The sequence below is a fragment of the Shinella sp. BE166 genome (assembly GCF_051201095.1).
GTDB lineage: Bacteria > Pseudomonadota > Alphaproteobacteria > Rhizobiales > Rhizobiaceae > Shinella > Shinella lacus.
On sequence record NZ_JBPEHL010000009.1, the window covers coordinates 65,981 to 82,115 of the forward strand.

Annotated in this window: 19 protein-coding genes; 13 read left to right on the forward strand and 6 right to left on the reverse strand. The window is 64.2% G+C overall.

Going from position 1 to position 16,135, the window contains the following annotated elements:
* Positions 1-83: 83 nt before the first annotated feature.
* Together hppD and J2Y63_RS21405 are read left to right on the forward strand one after the other, a co-directional pair.
* On the forward strand, positions 84-1,190 hold the full coding sequence (gene hppD, locus J2Y63_RS21400; RefSeq protein ID WP_435267730.1) for a 4-hydroxyphenylpyruvate dioxygenase: 1,107 nt from the start codon (positions 84-86) through the stop codon (positions 1,188-1,190).
* Between the two features lie 267 nt (positions 1,191-1,457).
* On the forward strand, positions 1,458-1,721 hold the full coding sequence (locus J2Y63_RS21405) for a hypothetical protein (RefSeq protein ID WP_435267731.1): 264 nt from the start codon (positions 1,458-1,460) through the stop codon (positions 1,719-1,721).
* 238 nt (positions 1,722-1,959) lie between these two features.
* Here the strand turns inward: J2Y63_RS21405 and J2Y63_RS21410 are convergent, their stop codons facing one another.
* A complete protein-coding gene (locus tag J2Y63_RS21410; RefSeq protein WP_435267732.1) occupies positions 1,960-2,847 on the reverse strand; it encodes a branched-chain amino acid aminotransferase in 888 nt (295 codons plus the stop codon).
* Positions 2,848-3,157: 310 nt separating this feature from the next.
* Between J2Y63_RS21410 and J2Y63_RS21415 the strand changes: the two genes are divergently transcribed.
* The 4 genes from J2Y63_RS21415 (at position 3,158) to J2Y63_RS21430 (ending at position 6,439) form a co-directional block, all read left to right on the forward strand.
* Positions 3,158-3,592: a MarR family winged helix-turn-helix transcriptional regulator gene (locus tag J2Y63_RS21415; protein WP_256117783.1), complete on the forward strand. Its 435-nt coding sequence runs from the start codon at positions 3,158-3,160 to the stop codon at positions 3,590-3,592.
* 22 nt (positions 3,593-3,614) lie between these two features.
* A complete protein-coding gene (locus tag J2Y63_RS21420) occupies positions 3,615-4,322 on the forward strand; it encodes a response regulator (protein ID WP_256117484.1) in 708 nt (235 codons plus the stop codon).
* A 133-nt stretch (positions 4,323-4,455) separates the two neighbouring features.
* On the forward strand, positions 4,456-5,838 hold the full coding sequence (locus J2Y63_RS21425) for an ATP-binding protein (protein WP_435267733.1): 1,383 nt from the start codon (positions 4,456-4,458) through the stop codon (positions 5,836-5,838).
* A 16-nt stretch (positions 5,839-5,854) separates the two neighbouring features.
* Positions 5,855-6,439: a DUF1349 domain-containing protein gene (locus J2Y63_RS21430; RefSeq protein WP_435267734.1), complete on the forward strand. Its 585-nt coding sequence runs from the start codon at positions 5,855-5,857 to the stop codon at positions 6,437-6,439.
* On the opposite strand, the gene J2Y63_RS21435 is transcribed toward J2Y63_RS21430, so the two are convergent.
* The 4 genes from J2Y63_RS21435 to J2Y63_RS21450 form a co-directional block, all read right to left on the reverse strand.
* A complete protein-coding gene (locus J2Y63_RS21435) occupies positions 6,440-6,781 on the reverse strand; it encodes a tRNA-binding protein (protein WP_435267735.1) in 342 nt (113 codons plus the stop codon).
* A gap of 17 nt (positions 6,782-6,798) precedes the next feature.
* Complete coding sequence (gene proC / locus J2Y63_RS21440) at positions 6,799-7,617, reverse strand: pyrroline-5-carboxylate reductase (protein ID WP_435267736.1); 819 nt, start codon at positions 7,615-7,617, stop codon at positions 6,799-6,801.
* Positions 7,618-7,619: 2 nt separating this feature from the next.
* The gene (locus J2Y63_RS21445) at positions 7,620-8,120 is read right to left on the reverse strand and encodes a YbjN domain-containing protein (RefSeq protein WP_256117491.1); all 501 of its coding nucleotides are present in this window, start codon (positions 8,118-8,120) and stop codon (positions 7,620-7,622) included.
* A gap of 391 nt (positions 8,121-8,511) precedes the next feature.
* Positions 8,512-8,769: an accessory factor UbiK family protein gene (locus J2Y63_RS21450; protein WP_117366739.1), complete on the reverse strand. Its 258-nt coding sequence runs from the start codon at positions 8,767-8,769 to the stop codon at positions 8,512-8,514.
* Between the two features lie 242 nt (positions 8,770-9,011).
* Here J2Y63_RS21450 and lgt point away from each other — a divergent pair, with 242 nt between their 5' ends.
* From lgt to J2Y63_RS21485, 7 genes are all read left to right on the forward strand, one after another.
* Complete coding sequence (gene lgt, locus J2Y63_RS21455) at positions 9,012-9,824, forward strand: prolipoprotein diacylglyceryl transferase (protein WP_435267854.1); 813 nt, start codon at positions 9,012-9,014, stop codon at positions 9,822-9,824.
* Between the two features lie 7 nt (positions 9,825-9,831).
* Positions 9,832-10,932, forward strand: coding sequence for a class I SAM-dependent methyltransferase (locus tag J2Y63_RS21460; RefSeq protein WP_256117495.1), 1,101 nt, complete (start codon positions 9,832-9,834; stop codon positions 10,930-10,932).
* Positions 10,933-11,033: 101 nt separating this feature from the next.
* Positions 11,034-11,825, forward strand: coding sequence for a peptidoglycan editing factor PgeF (gene pgeF, locus J2Y63_RS21465; RefSeq protein ID WP_435267737.1), 792 nt, complete (start codon positions 11,034-11,036; stop codon positions 11,823-11,825).
* A gap of 37 nt (positions 11,826-11,862) precedes the next feature.
* Entirely contained in the window at positions 11,863-13,014 is a 1,152-nt protein-coding gene (locus J2Y63_RS21470) for a M24 family metallopeptidase (RefSeq protein WP_435267738.1), read from the forward strand.
* Positions 13,015-13,129: 115 nt separating this feature from the next.
* Positions 13,130-13,906: a hypothetical protein gene (locus J2Y63_RS21475; RefSeq protein WP_435267739.1), complete on the forward strand. Its 777-nt coding sequence runs from the start codon at positions 13,130-13,132 to the stop codon at positions 13,904-13,906.
* Between the two features lie 124 nt (positions 13,907-14,030).
* Positions 14,031-14,963, forward strand: coding sequence for a ribose-phosphate pyrophosphokinase (locus J2Y63_RS21480; RefSeq protein ID WP_256117499.1), 933 nt, complete (start codon positions 14,031-14,033; stop codon positions 14,961-14,963).
* A gap of 88 nt (positions 14,964-15,051) precedes the next feature.
* On the forward strand, positions 15,052-15,615 hold the full coding sequence (locus J2Y63_RS21485) for a Kazal-type serine protease inhibitor family protein (protein WP_435267740.1): 564 nt from the start codon (positions 15,052-15,054) through the stop codon (positions 15,613-15,615).
* Positions 15,616-15,670: 55 nt separating this feature from the next.
* Here J2Y63_RS21485 and J2Y63_RS21490 read toward each other — a convergent pair whose 3' ends face one another.
* Positions 15,671-16,045, reverse strand: coding sequence for a DUF779 domain-containing protein (locus J2Y63_RS21490; RefSeq protein ID WP_256117501.1), 375 nt, complete (start codon positions 16,043-16,045; stop codon positions 15,671-15,673).
* Positions 16,046-16,135 lie beyond the last annotated feature (90 nt).

Sequence of the window (16,135 nt, forward strand, 5' to 3'; positions counted from 1 at the left end):
TTGCCAAAAGGCAAGCACTATGCACGCACATTGCATGGAAGACGCGCCATACTCCTCCCACATCCAATCGAGGAGGACGAACCATGGGACCTTTCCCGCATGACGCACCGCCGGCCGTGATCACCGCCGACAACCCGGCCGGCACCGACGGGTTCGAGTTCGTCGAGTTCGCCCATCCCGAGCCGGAAAAGCTGGAAGAGCTTTTTGCCCGCATGGGCTACAGCAAGGTCGCGACACACCGCGAGAAGGCGATCTCCGTCTGGCGCCAGGGCGACATCAACTATGTCATCAATGCCGAGCCCGACTCGCATGCCATGAAGTTCGCCGACGTGCACGGCCCCTGCGCCGCCTCGATGGCCTGGCGTGTGGTCGATGCCAAACACGCCTTCAAGCATGCCGTCTCCAAGGGCGCCACGCCCTATGACGGCGACGACAAGGCGCTCGACGTGCCGGCCATCGTCGGCATCGGCGGCTCTCTGCTCTACTTCGTCGAGAAATACGGCGCCAAGGGTTCCGCCTATGACGCGGAATTCGACTGGACGGGCGCGCGCGACCCGAAGCCGGAAGGCGTCGGCTTCTATTTCCTCGACCACCTGACCCATAATGTCTATCGCGGCAACATGGACAAGTGGTGGGATTTCTACCGCGAGCTGTTCAACTTCAAGCAGATCCACTTCTTCGACATTGACGGCCGCATCACCGGCCTCGTCTCGCGCGCCATCACGTCCGCCTGCGGCAAGATCCGCATTCCGCTGAACGAATCGAAGGACGAGACGAGCCAAATCGTCGAATACCTGAAGAAGTACAAGGGCGAAGGCATCCAGCACATCGCGGTCGGCACGGATGGTATCTACGACGCCACCGACAAGCTCGCGGCAAACGGCGTCAAATTCATGCCCGGCCCGCCGGAGACCTATTACGACCGCTCCTATGTGCGCGTCGTCGGCCATGAAGAGCCGGTGGAACGCATGAAGAAACACGGCATCCTGATCGACGGCGAAGGCGTCGTCGATGGCGGCATGACGAAGATCCTCCTCCAGATCTTCTCGAAAACCGTGATCGGCCCGATCTTCTTCGAGTTCATCCAGAGGAAGGGCGACGAAGGTTTCGGCGAGGGCAATTTCCGCGCCCTCTTCGAATCGATCGAGGAAGACCAGATCCGCCGCGGCGTCATCGCGGCAGCAGAATAACAACCGCGGCACCAAGCCATGCGGGGAAGGAGGAGGCGGTCGCGCAAGCGGCCGCCTCTTTTCATTTGCAAATCTCCAGGGGAAATTCCGGGGCAAATCTCCGGTGCAGGACGCACACGGGTAAATTGACTTATCCCAAAATTGTTCGCACGTTGCAGCTGCCGAATTTTTCGGCAACGGCGCGCGGGCTCCAGACCGCGCCCGGCAGCGAGGCAAGCGTCCGGCTCGGGCACTCTCATTCCGGGCGGACCTTTCGGAGGGGAAGTCATGGAAGCATTGGTACCCATCATCACGCAGCTCATCGCCGGCGCCATCGGCGGCAATGTGGCCGGTGCCGCATTGAAACAGGCAGCCGTGAGCGCGATCGTGCGCACCGTGGTCGGCGCCATCGGCGGGGTCGGGGGCGGCTTTCTCTTGCAGATGCTGGGCGGTGAAGCCGGCCTCAGCGGCCTGGTCGCCGACGGCATCGGCGGCCTCGTCGGCGGCGGCGTGATGACGGCAATCGTCGGCGCCGTGCTCGGCAAGCGGTAAGCTGCGGGCCTATTTGAAAAAGAGAAGGCGGCCCTTGCGGCCGCCTTTGTTGTGGTGGGGTTTACCCCCCTCTGCTCTGCCGGGCATCTCCCCCTCAAGGGGGGAGATCGGCAAGACGAGAGACCACAGCTTCAGATGCAACGTCTATGATGGGCGAAACATTGCCCCATCCGATCTCCCCCCTTGAGGGGGAGATGCCCGGCAGGGCAGAGGGGGGTGTTTCCACACCCGCAGCCGCTTATTCCGCAGCGGCCGCGACCGGATAAACTTCCTTCATGTAGTCGTTCATCAGCGTTTCAGAGATCGTGCCCGGCGTGAAGCGGTAGGGGCCGATTTCCGAGACCGGCGTCACTTCGGCGGCCGAACCGGTCAGGAAGCATTCGGAGAAGTCCGAAAGCTCTTCCGGCATGATCACCCGCTCGACGACCTCATAGCCGCGGCGCTTGGCGAGACCGATAACCGTGCGGCGCGTAATACCGTCGAGGAAGCAGTCCGGCACCGGCGTGTGGATGACGCCGTCCTTGACGAAGAAGACGTTGGCGCCGGTGGCTTCCGCCACCTGGCCGCGATAATCGAGCATCAGCGCATCCGCATAGCCCTTGGCTTCGGCGGCGTGCTTGGAGATCGTGCAGATCATGTAGAGGCCGGCGGCCTTCGACTTCGACGGCGCGGTCTTCGGGTCGGGGCGGCGGTATTCGGCGATATCGAGGCGGATGCCCTTCAGCTTTTCGGCCGGGTTGAAGTAGCTGCCCCACTGCCAGATGGCGATCGCCACGTTGATACGGTTGTTCTGCGCCGAAACGCCCATCATCTCCGAACCGCGCCAAGCGATCGGCCGCGCATAGGCTTCCGAAAAGCCCTGGCGCTTCAGGAGTTCGGTGGTGGCCGCATCCAGCTCTTCCACCGAATAGGGAATCTTGAAGCCGAGGATTTCGGCCGAGGCATGCAGGCGCTGGTTATGCTCGGTGAGCTTGAAGATGCGCCCGCCATAGGCGCGCTCGCCTTCGAACACCGCGCTTGCATAATGCAGGCCGTGCGTCAGCACGTGAATCTTCGCGTCCTTCCAGTCGACGAATTCGCCGTTGAACCAGATTTGTCCGTCCAGTTGGTCAAAGGGAACTGCCATCGTGTCATCCTCCGGCGCTGCCGCGCCATTCTTTCAAGTTGATTGTTTCGCCCGTTACGGTCTAACCAGAAACGGGCAGGATTACCTGATTGAGAGCGTAATCCGGATTGGGGATCGGCAAAACACCGGAATTCTTCGGCGCCCGGGGACCGCAATGCGCGCGGACCCTATCAAGGGCGGAAAAATATGTCAATAAAACTGACGTATTTTGCTATAAATTACGCGGGGACGGCAAGGCATGAAAGGAAATGACAACGTGGCCCGGCAGGTGGCGGACAAGAGCGGCGAAGACGAGCTGCACGAGGATGCCATGACAGGCGGCGGACGCATTGATTTCGAGATCATCGAGGGCTTCTTCTTCGCCTATCGCGACTTCATTTCCGATCCCGACGCGATCCTGGAAAAGAGCGGCTTCGGCCGCGCGCACCACCGCGTCGTGCACTTCGTCAACCGCGAGCCCGGCATGACGGTCGCCGACCTCCTCGACACGCTGAAGATCACCAAGCAGAGCCTGGCGCGTGTCTTGAAGCAATTGATCGATTCCGGCTATATCCAGCAGGTGGCAGGCCCGGAGGATCGCCGCCAGCGAAAACTCTACCCGACACGGGCCGGACGGGACCTGGCGCTGGCGCTTGCCGAGCCGCAATCCCGCCGCATCGCCCGTGCATTTGAGGCGATGAACGCGGACGACCGCCGGGTGGTGATCCAGTTCCTCACCGGCATGCAGAACGCCAAGACCGAATGAAAGACTGAAAAGGAGGAAGACGATGACCGCTGCCGGCGCACCCTCCGACGACGCATCCCATCTTCTCGTCGTCGACGACGACACCCGCATCCGCGAGCTGCTCAACCGCTACCTGATGGAGCAGGGTTTTCGCGTGACCGTCGCGGGCGATGCGGACGAGGCACGGCGGAAGCTGCGCGGCCTCGATTTCGACCTCATCATCATGGACGTGATGATGCCCGGCGAAAGCGGCCTGTCGCTGACGAAAAGCCTGCGCGACATCCGCCCCGTGCCGATCCTGATGCTGACGGCGCTCGCCGAATCCAAGGCCCGCATCGAGGGCCTGGAGGCCGGCGCCGACGACTACCTCTCCAAACCCTTCGAGCCGCGCGAACTGGTGCTGCGCATCAACAACATCCTCAAGCGCAACGCCCCGCCGACGACGCCGAAGATCGAGCAGGTCATGTTCGGCCCCTACACCTTCTCCATCGTGCGCAAGGAACTGAAGCGCGGCAGCGACGCCATCCGGCTGACCGACCGCGAGCAGGAGATCATGCTGCTCTTCTCGCTGCGCGCCGGCGAAACCATTCCGCGCCACGAGCTGATCGGCGAAGAAACAGAAGTGGGAGAACGCACAATCGACGTGCAGATCAATCGCTTGAGGCGTAAGATCGAGGACGATCCGTCCAACCCGGTTTGGCTGCAAACCGTGCGCGGCATCGGCTATCGATTGAGCGTGGAGCAAGGCTGACCGTGCGCTGCCGAGGTCACTTCAACAAAAGCTTTAACGCGGTTTTCCGTGCGCCTCTGCATGAAAACCCGAAGGCAAGCTCTTGGCGCGACTCGGAGAAACGCCACCGCACCCATAGGGAAATACCGGTCCGATGACCACGTTCGAGACCTTCAAGCGGGATATCGAGCGCGCGCCGGCCGCCGGCTGGAAGCGTCTCGGCCGCTGGCTGCGCCGCCAGTTGCCGACGGGTCTTTATGCGCGCTCGCTGCTCATCATCATCATCCCGATGGTGCTGCTGCAATCGGTCGTTGCCTTCGTCTTCATGGAGCGCCACTGGCAGCTGGTGACGCAGCGCCTGTCGACCGCCGTCACGCGCGACATCGCCGCCATCATCGACCTCATCGACACCTATCCGCAGGATGCGAACTACACCGAAATCATCCGCATCGCGCGCGAGCGGCTGGAGCTGAATGTCGCTATCGAGCCCGGCACCGAGCTGCCGGCGCCGCGCACCAAGCCCTTCTTCAACATCCTGGATGAAATCCTCAGCGAAGAGATCGTGCGCCAGATCCGCCGCCCTTTCTGGATCGACACCGTCGGCGAAAGCAATCTCGTCGAGATCCGCATCCTGCTCGACAACAAGATCCTGCGCGTCTACGCCCGGCGCAACCAGGCCTATGCCTCCAACACCCATATCTTCCTGCTCTGGATGGTCGGCACCTCGCTGGTGCTGATCACCATCTCCATCCTCTTCCTGCGCGGCCAGATCCGGCCGATCCTGGCGCTGGCGCAGGCGGCGGAAAGCTTTGGCAAGGGCCAGAAGATGCCGGAGGATTTCGCGCCGCGCGGCGCCGACGAAGTGCGCCGCGCCGGCCTCGCCTTCATCCTCATGCGCGAGCGTATCGAGCGGCAGATGGAACAGCGCACCGCCATGCTGACCGGCGTCAGCCACGACCTGCGCACCATCCTCACCCGCTTCAAGCTGCAACTCGCGCTCGCTGGCGACAATCCGGACCTGCAGGGCCTACACAAGGATGTTGCGGACATGCAGACCATGCTCGAAGGGTATCTTTCCTTCGCGCGCGGCGATGTCGAGGAAGACGTCGGGCAATTGCGGCTCTCCGACCTCTTCGACAAGTTCGCCATGGAAGCCGAGCTGCACGAGCGCGCCTTCTCCAGCGAGATCGACGGCGAAGAGGACGTCATGGTGCGCCCGAACGCCTTCAGCCGGCTCGTCGGCAACCTCGTCTCGAATTCGATGCGCTACGCCAAGACCGTACATGTCGAGGCCCGCCATCGCGCCAAATGGCTGACGATCACCGTTGACGACGATGGCCCGGGCATTCCGGAACGCTCGCGCGACGACGTCTTCAAGCCCTTCTTCCGCCTCGACGAGGCGCGCAATCTCGATGCGTCGGGCACCGGCCTCGGCCTTGCCATCGCCCGCGACATCGCGCGCAGCCACGGCGGCAATGTCACGCTGTCGGACAGCCCGATGGGCGGCCTGCGCGCGACGATCCGCATTCCTGCATGATCGACAGGAGGAACCGATGAGCGATTTTCCCTTCGACGGCATGACCTGGTTTAATCTGCCGCCGGCAGGTGCCGTCCGCGACGGCCATCTCCACATCAAGACCGGCCTGAATACCGATTTCTGGCAGCGCACCTATTACGGCTTCCAGCCGGACAGCGGCCATTTCCTGCACCGATCATGGACCGGCGACTTCACGCTGGAGACGACGTTTCGCGGGCATTACGACACGCTCTACGACCAAGCCGGACTGATGATCCGCCACGACGAAACCCTGTGGGTGAAATGCGGCATCGAATTCACCGACGGCGCGAAACATTTCAGCGTGGTGGTGACGCGCGGCCATTCCGACTGGTCCGCCTTCCGCATCGATCACGACTTCGATCTGATCTCGGTGCGGGTGACACGCAACGGCGACGCGCTTTTCATCCAGTACCGGACGGATGCCCTGACGGAATGGCGGGTGGCCCGCCTCGCCTATTTCCCGCCGGAGGTTCCGGACCTTTCGGTCGGCGTCACGGCCTGCTCGCCGCAGCGCGAAGGTTTTGAAGCCGAGTTCACCGACTTCCGGCTAGGACCGCCGGTGTCGCGGGATATCCACTAGTCAGCACATCTTCTTGCCATTCGGCACCGGCTGGCCGACGCCGGCGAGAACGATCGCGCCCGCCTCGTCCTCGAAGCCGAGCGTCAGCACTTCCGAACGCACCGGGCCGATCTGGCGCGGCGGGAAGTTGACGACGGCCAGCACCTGGCGGCCGACCAATTCTTCCAGCGTGTAGTGCACGGTGATCTGCGCCGAGGATTTCTTCGTGCCGATCTCGGGGCCGAAATCGATCGTCAGCTTGTAGGCCGGCTTGCGGGCTTCCGGAAAGGGCAGCGCCTCGATGATCGTCCCGACACGAATGTCGACGCGTTCGAAATCGGCATAGGTGATGGTGTCGCTCATGGTATTCCTTGGGCCACTCAGCCCGCCAGTTCCTCGGCGCGCGTGCGGGCGGCGGCGATGGCCTTGTCGAAGAGCGGCTGCATGCCGTCCTCCGCCATCAGGACCGAGAGGGCCGCGGCCGTGGTGCCGCCGGGCGAGGTGACGTTCTGGCGCAGGCGTCCGGCGTCGTCGGGGGACTGGTGAAGCAATTCACCAGCCCCCGCGACGGTTTCCCGTGCAAGCCGCATGGCGAGGTCCGCCGGCAGGCCCAATTTGCGCCCTGCCTCCGCCATGCACTCGACGAGATAGAAAACATAGGCCGGGCCGCTGCCCGAGACTGCCGTCACGGCGTCGATATCACCCTCGGTCGCGACCCATTCGACGGGTCCGCTGACCTTCAGCAGCGAATGCACGAAATCGCGCTGCGTTTGGGAAACCCGGGCATTGGCAAAGGCGCCGGTGACGCCGCGGCCGATCATCGCCGGCGTGTTCGGCATGGCGCGCACGGTGGCGGCCTCGCCGAGATGACCTTCGAGATTGGCGATCGTCTTGCCGGCGGCAACCGAAACCACGACGGTCTCCGGCCCGACCAGCCCCTTCAGGCCCGGCAGGACCTGATCGATGAGCTGCGGCTTGAGCGCGACGAAGAGAATGCCGGCCTTCACGCCCTCGGGGGCTGTGGTTTCATGGCGCGCACCGTTGTCGGCGATCAGCTTGGCCATGGCCGGCTGCGGGCCGGGATCGATCACGATCACCGAGGAGCCGGCAATGCCGCTCTTCAGCCAGCCGGCCAGCATCGCGCCGCCCATATTGCCGGCACCGATGAGAACGATAGGCCCTGAACCTGCAACTGCCATTTTTACGCTTCTCCGACGGTCTCGAAGAGCACCGCATCGACGGCGGCCTCGGCCGCCATGCCGGACCAGACGACGAACTGGAAGGCCTGGAAATAGGCTTCGCAGGCTTCGAGCGCGCTGGAAAGCAGCACCTCGACCTGCTTGTTGGTGGGCTCGGCACCGCCGGCAAGCAGCAGCGACTGGCGGAAGATCACCACGTCCTCGCGGCGCCACAGGTCGAAATGCCCCATCAGCACCTGGCCGTTCACATGCGAGAGCAGGCAGTGCACCTCGGCGACGCGGCTTTCGGGAACCTTGATGTCGAAGGCACACGCAAGGTGCAGCGCCTCGAACTCTTCCATCCACGAGAAGGAGACGTGGTAGTCCGTCCACTTGCCCTCGACGGTCATCGCGATCTCGTCTTCGCCGGAGCGTTCGAAGGTCCAATCATTGTTGGCCGCGACGAACTCGATCATGTCGACCGGGTTGGACTGACGCCCGATATCCAATTCCATAAGGCTCATGCATCACCTTCTCGACCGGCAGGCGTGCAAAATCGCGCTCACACCGCGACGCTGCAAACCATACTCGGAGATACAACACTGAATGATTGCTCGGCACTAAACGCAATCTGGACGACTTACCCTGTCCGAACCTTGCGCTGCCCGTCTCGAATCATCATTTAAAATCAGTGTATAACGGCGGAGTCACGACGCCAGCCCCCGCCCCGCCATTTTCTCCGCCCGGTTGTGGACAGAGGTTGTGAAAAAGATTCAGGTCGGACGCTTAAGAGACTCTGCGAAAAGGGCTTTTCGGATGTGTCCACAGGGGTAAAAATTTTATTAAAAAAAACGGTTGGCGCGATGTGAATCACGCCAACCGGTTCTCATGTAGCAAAACCTGTCCTGAAACGGCTCAGTTGCCCGTGTTGAGGCGGGCTTCGAGGGCCTCGATGCGCTTCAGGAGCGCGTCGTTTTCGTCCCGCGCCTTGATCGCCATTTCGCGCACCGCTTCGAACTCCTCGCGCTTGACGAGGTCCATGCCGTTGATGAAGCGCTCGGCCTGGGCGCGGAACACCGTCTCGGCCTCCTTGCGCACGCCCTGGGCGGCGCCGGCGGCATCGGTCATCAGCTTGGCGAAGTCGTCGAGAATGCGGTTGGCACCGGTGGTCATGGTCTGCCCTCCTCGGGTGTCGATGGTGGTCCTGCGGGCAGTCCTCGCCCGCGCCTTGGCACTGAGGTAGGGTCTGGAACCGTTCCTTGCAAGCGGATTCCGGTGGATCGCCGGCCGTTCGGGCCACTCGGCGGCGCCCTATCACGATTTATCGCCTTGACCCTGCCGTAAGGCGCCTCCATCTTCCGCGCGAAAACCGGAAGACATTAGCCTTGACGAACATAGCCCAACTCTTCGCCATCATGCCCTACCCGGAGATCGATCCGATCGCCTTCTCCATCGGCCCCGTGGCCGTGCACTGGTACGGCATCGCCTATGTCGTGGGCATCATGCTCGGCTGGCTCTATGCGCGCCGGCTGATCGAGACGCCGCGGCTGTGGGCGGCCGACGCGCCGATGAACCGCACCCAGCTCGACGATTTCCTCGTCTGGGCCGCCGTCGGCATCATTCTGGGTGGCCGCATCGGCTATATCCTGTTCTACGATTTCCCGAACGTCGCGGCCGATCCGCTGCGCGCCCTCCAGGTCTGGAACGGCGGCATGTCCTTCCACGGCGGGCTTGCCGGCACAACGCTCGCCATGATCCTCTTCGCACGCCGCAACGGTATCGCGATGTGGAGCCTGTTCGACATCGTCGCCGCCGTCGTGCCGATCGGCCTGTTCTTCGGCCGCATCGCCAATTTCGTCAACGGCGAACTGTGGGGACGCCTGTCCGATGCGCCCTGGGCCGTCATCTTCCCGGAAGCCGGCCCCTTCGCGCGCCATCCGAGCCAGCTATATGAGGCAGGCCTCGAAGGCATCGTCCTGCTCGCCGTGCTCGCCATCGCCATCTATCGGTTCGGCGCCCTGAAGCGCCCCGGCATCGTCACCGGCATCTTCGTCGCAGGCTATGCGCTGTCGCGCATCACGGTGGAGTTCTTCCGCGAGCCGGACCCGCAGCTCGGCTATCTCGTCGGCGGCTGGCTCACCATGGGCATGCTGCTCTCGCTGCCCATGCTCGCCCTCGGCCTCTGGGCGATCGTTCGTGCCCGCGCGGCCCGGCCGGCAAGCGCCTGAGCACGCCATGCCGACACCCCTCGCCCGCAAGATCAAGGCGCTGATCCGCACCAACGGCCCGATCAGTGTCACCGACTATTTCGCGCTCTGCCTCGCCGATCCCGAACACGGCTATTACCGCACCCGAGACCCCTTCGGCCGCGCCGGCGATTTCGTCACGGCACCGGAGGTGAGCCAGCTGTTCGGCGAGATGCTCGGCATCTTTCTCGTGCATGCCTGGCAAAAACACGGCGGACCTTCCGAGGTGCGCATCGCCGAAATCGGCCCCGGCCGCGGCACGATGATGGCCGACATGCTGCGCGTTATCGCCAAGCTCGCGCCGCAGCTCTATGACAGCGCGACGATCCACCTGATCGAGACGAGCCCAAAGCTGCGCACCATCCAGCACGAGACGCTCGGCACGCATGCTTCGCGCGTCACCTGGCACGACAGCTTCGAGGAGCTGCCCGACGGCTTCGTCCTGCTCGCCGCCAACGAGCTTTTCGACGCGATCCCGATCCGCCAGTTCATCAAGACCACGGCCGGGTTTCGCGAACGCCTGGTTGGCCTCGATGCCGAGGACGAACTGACTTTTGCCGCCGGTGTCGCCAGCCTCGACCCGGCGCTCATGCCGGAACACCACAAGTCCGTGCCGAATGGCACGATCTTCGAGATCGCGCCGGCCCGCGAAGCCGTGATGGCGACGATCGGCGAGCGCATCGCCCGCTTCGGCGGCACGGCGCTGGTGATCGACTACGGCCATTTCGTCACCGGCTTCGGCGATACGCTCCAGGCGGTGCTGAAACACGATTTCGACCCGCCGCTCGCCCATCCCGGCGAGGCGGACCTGACGAGCCATGTCGACTTCGAACGCCTGGCCGGCGCTGCCCTCAGCGCAGGCCTGCATGTGCACGGCATGCTGCACCAGGGCGATTTCCTCGTCGGCCTCGGCATCGGCGAACGCGCCTCCGCGCTCGGCCGCCACCGCGACGAGGCGACGCAGCAATCGATTCTTGCCGATGTCGACCGGCTGGCAGGCTCAGGTGCGGGTAAAATGGGCGATCTTTTCAAGGTTTTAGCGGTCGGCAGCACGCAGCTCGCGCTGTCTCCCTTCCGCCAGCCGGATTGACACCGGGCCTCGGGCCGGACAACATCCGGCCCGATTTGCACCCCGAATGCCCCGGCGGAATCCTTGCCCGGCAGCCCGTCCCCAAGCCCAGCCGAGAGACCATGCAGGACCAAGCGCTTCCCTCCCCGATCGAAAGCCCGCTGCTGGCAAAAGGCGCCGGCGACGTCGCGCGCCACGGCTTCTTCACGCGGGCCGGCGGCGTATCGGAGGGCATCTATCGCGGCCTCAATGTCGGTCTCGGCTCGAAGGACGAGCGCGGCAATGTGGAGGAGAATCGCGCCCGCGTCGCGCGCTGGTTCGCAGCCGCACCGGAGCGGCTTGCCACCGTGCACCAGGTCCATTCGCCCGATGTGGTCGTGGTCGACGACGGCTATGACGGCGCGCGACCGCAGGCCGACGCGCTGGTCAGCGCCACGCCCGGCATCGTGCTCGGGGTGCTGGCCGCCGATTGCGGCCCGATCCTGTTCTGCGACCCGCAGGCGCGCGTCGTCGGCGCCGCCCATGCGGGCTGGAAGGGCGCGCTCTATGGCGTGCTGGAAAACACCATCGCCGCCATGGAAGCGCTTGGCGCGAAACGCGAAAACATCCTCGCCAGCCTCGGCCCTTCGATCGGGCGGGAAAACTACGAGGTCGGCCCGGAATTCGTCGAGCGTTTCCTCGCCGTCGATAAAGCCTACGAGCGCTATTTCACGCCCTCGCAAAAGGCGGGACATTCCATGTTCGACCTGCCGGGACTGACCACGCAGCGGCTGAGCGATGCCGGGGTGACGGCAGAAAACCTCGATATCTGCACCTATCCCGACGAGGATCGTTTCTTCTCTTACCGGCGCACGACGCACCGGCAGGAACCCGATTACGGACGCCAGATTTCGGCGATCATGATAAGGGCGTAAGCCCACAGATTAGATGAGGACGGGGGAGAACACCGCCATGGCCCTTCACTTCGACACCGAGGAATACGCCAACCGGCTCCAGCGCCTGACGTCGCGCATGCGCGAGGAGAAGATCGAGGCCATGCTGCTGTTTTCGCAGGAGAGCATGTACTGGCTGACCGGCTACGACACGTTCGGCTACTGCTTCTTCCAGACGCTCATCGTCAAGGCGAACGGCCAGATGGTGCTGCTGACGCGCTCGGCTGACCTGCGCCAGGCCCGCCACACCTCCAACATCGAGAAAATCGAGATCTGGGTCGACCGCGTCAATGCGGACCCGACGATGGACCTGAAGAACCTGCTTTCCGACCTCGACCTTCTCGGCTGCCGCATCGGCATCGAATATGACACGCATGGCCTCACCGGCCGCAATGCGCGCCTGCTCGACAACCAGCTCCAGAGTTTTGGCCAGATCGTCGACGCCTCGGCGATCGTCAGCCGCCTGCGCCTCATCAAAAGCCCGGCCGAGATCGCCTATGTCGAGCGCGCCGCAGCCCTTTCCGACGACGCGCTGGCGGCGGCCCTGCCGCTGATCGTTCCCGGCGGCGACGAGGCGGCGATCCTGGCGGCGCTGCAGGGCGCGGTGCTGGCCGGCGGCGGCGATTATCCCGCCAACGAATTCGTCATCGGCTCGGGCGCCGACGCGCTGCTCTGCCGCTCCAAGTCTGGCCGACGCAAGCTCGATGCCGAGGACCAGCTGACCCTCGAATGGGCCGGCGTCAGCGCCCGCTACCATGCGCCGATGATGCGCACCGCCCTCATCGGCACGCCGTCCAACCGCCACCGCGAGCTCTACAGCGCCTGCCGCGAGGCAATCCAGGCCATGGAAATGGTGCTGCGCCCCGGCAATACCTTCGGCACCGTCTTCGAGACCTTCGCCCGCCTCATCGACGAGCGCGGCCTTGCGCGCCACCGGCTGAACACCTGCGGCTATTCCGTCGGCGCGCGCTTTGCGCCCTCCTGGATGGACCAGCAGATGTTCCTGCTCGGCAACCCGCAGGAGATCGAGCCGAACATGTCGCTCTTCGTCCACACGATCATTCTCGATTCCGACACCGGCACCGCGATGACGCTCGGCCAGACGTATCTCACGACGACGGACACCCCGAAACCGCTGTCGCGCTATGGGCTGGATTTCATCGAAGTCTGACGGGCCGGCGACGGCCCACAAGATCCCGCAATTGACAGGCCATCGGGCGCCACCCATAAATCGTTGCGGCGACGGAGGAGGCAAAAAGGCCTCCCACAGGACACGGACGAAAACGATGCAGGAGCTGATGAAGCGGCTGGCACTGATCGGCCTCATTGCCACCCTTGCCGGCTGCAACAGCACGGATGCGCTGACGCCGCAGGTCGATGTCGGCGGCGGCAGCTTCAACTCGCCGCCCGTCACCCAGAACGACCTCGACCAGATGAGCGCGCAGTCGACGCCGGTCACCACGACCACGCAGGAAACCGCCTTCACGCCCGCCAACGGCAACGGGACCTCGACCGGCGCGGACACCGCGGGCACGCTCGAAGCCCAGGCCGATGCGCTCGCCCGCAACAGCGGCACGCGGCGCGATACGACGCAATCCGACGCCGCCCTTGCCCGCACCACCGCGCAGCGCTCGCTTGCTGCGGAAACCTCGGTCGGCGCCGAAGAGATCGCGGCCGTTCCGACCGCTGCCGAGGCCGGCGAGACGATCCGCTTCCTGCCGATCATCGGCGCGCCGGTCGAGGCGGTCACGCCGCTCTCCAAGCGGCTGGGCGCGGAAGCACGCACCAACGGCCTGACGATCCGCAGCGCTTCCGACAATTCCAGCAAATACATCCTGAAGGGCTACTTTTCCGCGATGAACGACAACGGCAAGACGACCGTCGTCTATGTCTGGGACGTGCTCGACGGCAGCGGCGCGCGGCTTCACCGCATCCAGGGGCAGGAAAGCGTGGCGGGCACGGCATCCGATCCTTGGGCGGCCGTGCCGGCGCGCACGATGGAGGGCATCGCCCAGAAGACGATCCGTCAGTATCTCGACTGGCGCGGCGCCACGCGCGGTTAAGCACGTCCGGGGTTTAATCACAGGCAAATGCGAAGAAACGCTTTTCCCATACGGCAAAGCCCTTGCATTCGCAGGCATTGCCGGTAAAAGGCCCCCCATCAGCATAAGCACAGGCGGACCATAGATGAAGGTTTTCGCGGGCAATTCGAACCGGCTTCTGGCCGAAGCGATCTGCAATTATCTGAATGTCCCGCTCGGCCGTGCCACGGTCAGACGCTTCGCAGACCAGGAGATCTTCGTCGAAATCCAGGAAAACGTGCGCGGCGAAGACGTGTTCGTCGTGCAGTCGACCTCGTTCCCGACCAACGACCACCTGATGGAACTGCTGATCATGATCGATGCCATGCGCCGCTCCTCGGCGCGCCGCATCACGGCTGTGATCCCCTATTTCGGTTACGCCCGCCAGGACCGCAAGCCGGGTCCGCGCACCCCGATCTCGGCAAAGCTCGTCGCCAACCTCATCACCGAGGCCGGTGCCGACCGCGTGCTGACGCTCGACCTGCATGCCGGCCAGATCCAGGGCTTCTTCGACATCCCGACCGACAACCTCTACGCCGTGCCGATCCTGGCGCGTGACGTGAAGGAAAACTACAATCTCGAAAACGTCATGGTCGTCTCGCCGGACGTCGGCGGCGTGGTGCGCGCCCGTGCGCTCGCCAAGCGCCTCGATTGCCAACTGGCGATCGTCGACAAGCGCCGCGAACGCGCAGGCGAATCCGAAGTGATGAACGTCATCGGCGATGTGACCGGCAAGGACTGTCTGCTGATCGACGACATCGTCGATTCGGGCGGCACGCTCTGCAATGCGGCCGAAGCGCTGCTGAAGAACGGCGCGACCAGCGTCACCGCCTATATCACGCACGGCGTGCTCTCCGGTGGTGCTGTGGCCCGCGTGACCTCCTCCAAGCTCAAGGAGCTTGTGATCACCGACTCGATCCAGCCGACCACCTCCGTCCAGTCGGCGCACAACATCCGCGTCATCTCGACGGCGAACCTGCTCGGCGAAGCGATCAACCGCACCAGCGCGGAAGAGTCGGTATCGAGCCTGTTCGACTGATTTTCCGACGTTTCGATTTCTGCCCGCGGCCGATACCGGCTCCTCGCTTTATGCGCTAAGTTCCCCATAGATTCGTTAGGGGAAATTCATGATTTCGATGTCGCCTTTCTTCCGCCGGCTGGCGGGTCGCCTTGCCATCCTTCTCGCCGCCGGCACGCTTGCGGCCTGCTCGGTCGAGGTCGACCAGGGCGGCAGCGGCTACAATCCGCGTCCGCCGCAAATGTGTACGCGCGAATATGCGCCGGTCTGCGGCGAACGCGGCCGCGATCGCCAGACCTTCGCCAATGCCTGCGAAGCGCGCGCCAGCGGCTACGGCATCGTCGGCCGCGGCGAATGCCAGTTCCGCCGTCCGGATCGCGACAATGTCGGCTGGCAGGACCAGGATCAGGATCGCGACGGCTGGAGCCGTCCCGACCGCGACAGGGACCAGAACCGCGACCGCGATCGCAACGACAGGGATCGCCGGGAGCGCGAGCGTGACCGCGACAATCGGGGCGACCGCGAGCGGCCGCGCGACCAGCGCGCCTGCACGATGGACTTCAATCCGGTCTGCGGCCGCCGCGGCGACGACCTGAAGGAATTCGGCAATGCCTGCTCGGCCGAAGCCGCCGGCTTCCGCGTCTTCAAGCCCGGTCAATGCCCGGTGCGCTGAGCCCACCATCGCATGACACGAAAAACCCGCCGGAATGGCGGGTTTTTCTTTGGCTTTAGCGTCCCGGCAGCGGGCAGGCCTCGCCGCCGCCGAACAGGCGCGAGCGGGTGAGGAAGCGTTTCTCCCGGCCATTGTCGAGCGAGAACATGCCGCCACGGCCGGGCACGACATCGATGATCAGCTGCGTGTGCTGCCACACGCCGAACTGGCTCTCGCTGATATAGACCGGCACCCCGCCGATCTCGCCAAGCTTCACGTCCCGGTCGCCGACGATGTAGTCGTCCGTCGGGTAACACATCGGCGAGGACCCGTCGCAGCAGCCGCCGGACTGGTGGAACAGGATTTTCGGATAATCCGCCTGGATCTCCCGGATCAGCGCAAGCGCTGCATCGGTCGCCACCACGCGCGGCTCGCCAGTCGTCTCGGTCATGCGGCTCTCCTCCAAAAGCGTACCCTCTCCCCGCTGGGGGAGAGGGTCGGGCGGTTGGGCAAGGTGGGGGTCACGCCCCGGTCCGCCCGT

Excerpts from the sequence above, each read along its gene's own strand:
- hppD (WP_435267730.1), top strand. The coding sequence starts at position 84 with ATGGGACCTTTCCCGCATGACGCACCGCCGGCCGTGATCACCGCCGAC.
- J2Y63_RS21405 (WP_435267731.1), top strand. The coding sequence starts at position 1,458 with ATGGAAGCATTGGTACCCATCATCACGCAGCTCATCGCCGGCGCCATC.
- J2Y63_RS21410 (WP_435267732.1), bottom strand. The coding sequence starts at position 2,847 with ATGGCAGTTCCCTTTGACCAACTGGACGGACAAATCTGGTTCAACGGC.
- J2Y63_RS21415 (WP_256117783.1), top strand. The coding sequence starts at position 3,158 with ATGACAGGCGGCGGACGCATTGATTTCGAGATCATCGAGGGCTTCTTC.
- J2Y63_RS21420 (WP_256117484.1), top strand. The coding sequence starts at position 3,615 with ATGACCGCTGCCGGCGCACCCTCCGACGACGCATCCCATCTTCTCGTC.
- J2Y63_RS21425 (WP_435267733.1), top strand. The coding sequence starts at position 4,456 with ATGACCACGTTCGAGACCTTCAAGCGGGATATCGAGCGCGCGCCGGCC.
- J2Y63_RS21430 (WP_435267734.1), top strand. The coding sequence starts at position 5,855 with ATGAGCGATTTTCCCTTCGACGGCATGACCTGGTTTAATCTGCCGCCG.
- J2Y63_RS21435 (WP_435267735.1), bottom strand. The coding sequence starts at position 6,781 with ATGAGCGACACCATCACCTATGCCGATTTCGAACGCGTCGACATTCGT.
- proC (WP_435267736.1), bottom strand. The coding sequence starts at position 7,617 with ATGGCAGTTGCAGGTTCAGGGCCTATCGTTCTCATCGGTGCCGGCAAT.
- J2Y63_RS21445 (WP_256117491.1), bottom strand. The coding sequence starts at position 8,120 with ATGAGCCTTATGGAATTGGATATCGGGCGTCAGTCCAACCCGGTCGAC.
- J2Y63_RS21450 (WP_117366739.1), bottom strand. The coding sequence starts at position 8,769 with ATGACCACCGGTGCCAACCGCATTCTCGACGACTTCGCCAAGCTGATG.
- lgt (WP_435267854.1), top strand. The coding sequence starts at position 9,012 with ATGCCCTACCCGGAGATCGATCCGATCGCCTTCTCCATCGGCCCCGTG.
- J2Y63_RS21460 (WP_256117495.1), top strand. The coding sequence starts at position 9,832 with ATGCCGACACCCCTCGCCCGCAAGATCAAGGCGCTGATCCGCACCAAC.
- pgeF (WP_435267737.1), top strand. The coding sequence starts at position 11,034 with ATGCAGGACCAAGCGCTTCCCTCCCCGATCGAAAGCCCGCTGCTGGCA.
- J2Y63_RS21470 (WP_435267738.1), top strand. The coding sequence starts at position 11,863 with ATGGCCCTTCACTTCGACACCGAGGAATACGCCAACCGGCTCCAGCGC.
- J2Y63_RS21475 (WP_435267739.1), top strand. The coding sequence starts at position 13,130 with ATGCAGGAGCTGATGAAGCGGCTGGCACTGATCGGCCTCATTGCCACC.
- J2Y63_RS21480 (WP_256117499.1), top strand. The coding sequence starts at position 14,031 with ATGAAGGTTTTCGCGGGCAATTCGAACCGGCTTCTGGCCGAAGCGATC.
- J2Y63_RS21485 (WP_435267740.1), top strand. The coding sequence starts at position 15,052 with ATGATTTCGATGTCGCCTTTCTTCCGCCGGCTGGCGGGTCGCCTTGCC.
- J2Y63_RS21490 (WP_256117501.1), bottom strand. The coding sequence starts at position 16,045 with ATGACCGAGACGACTGGCGAGCCGCGCGTGGTGGCGACCGATGCAGCG.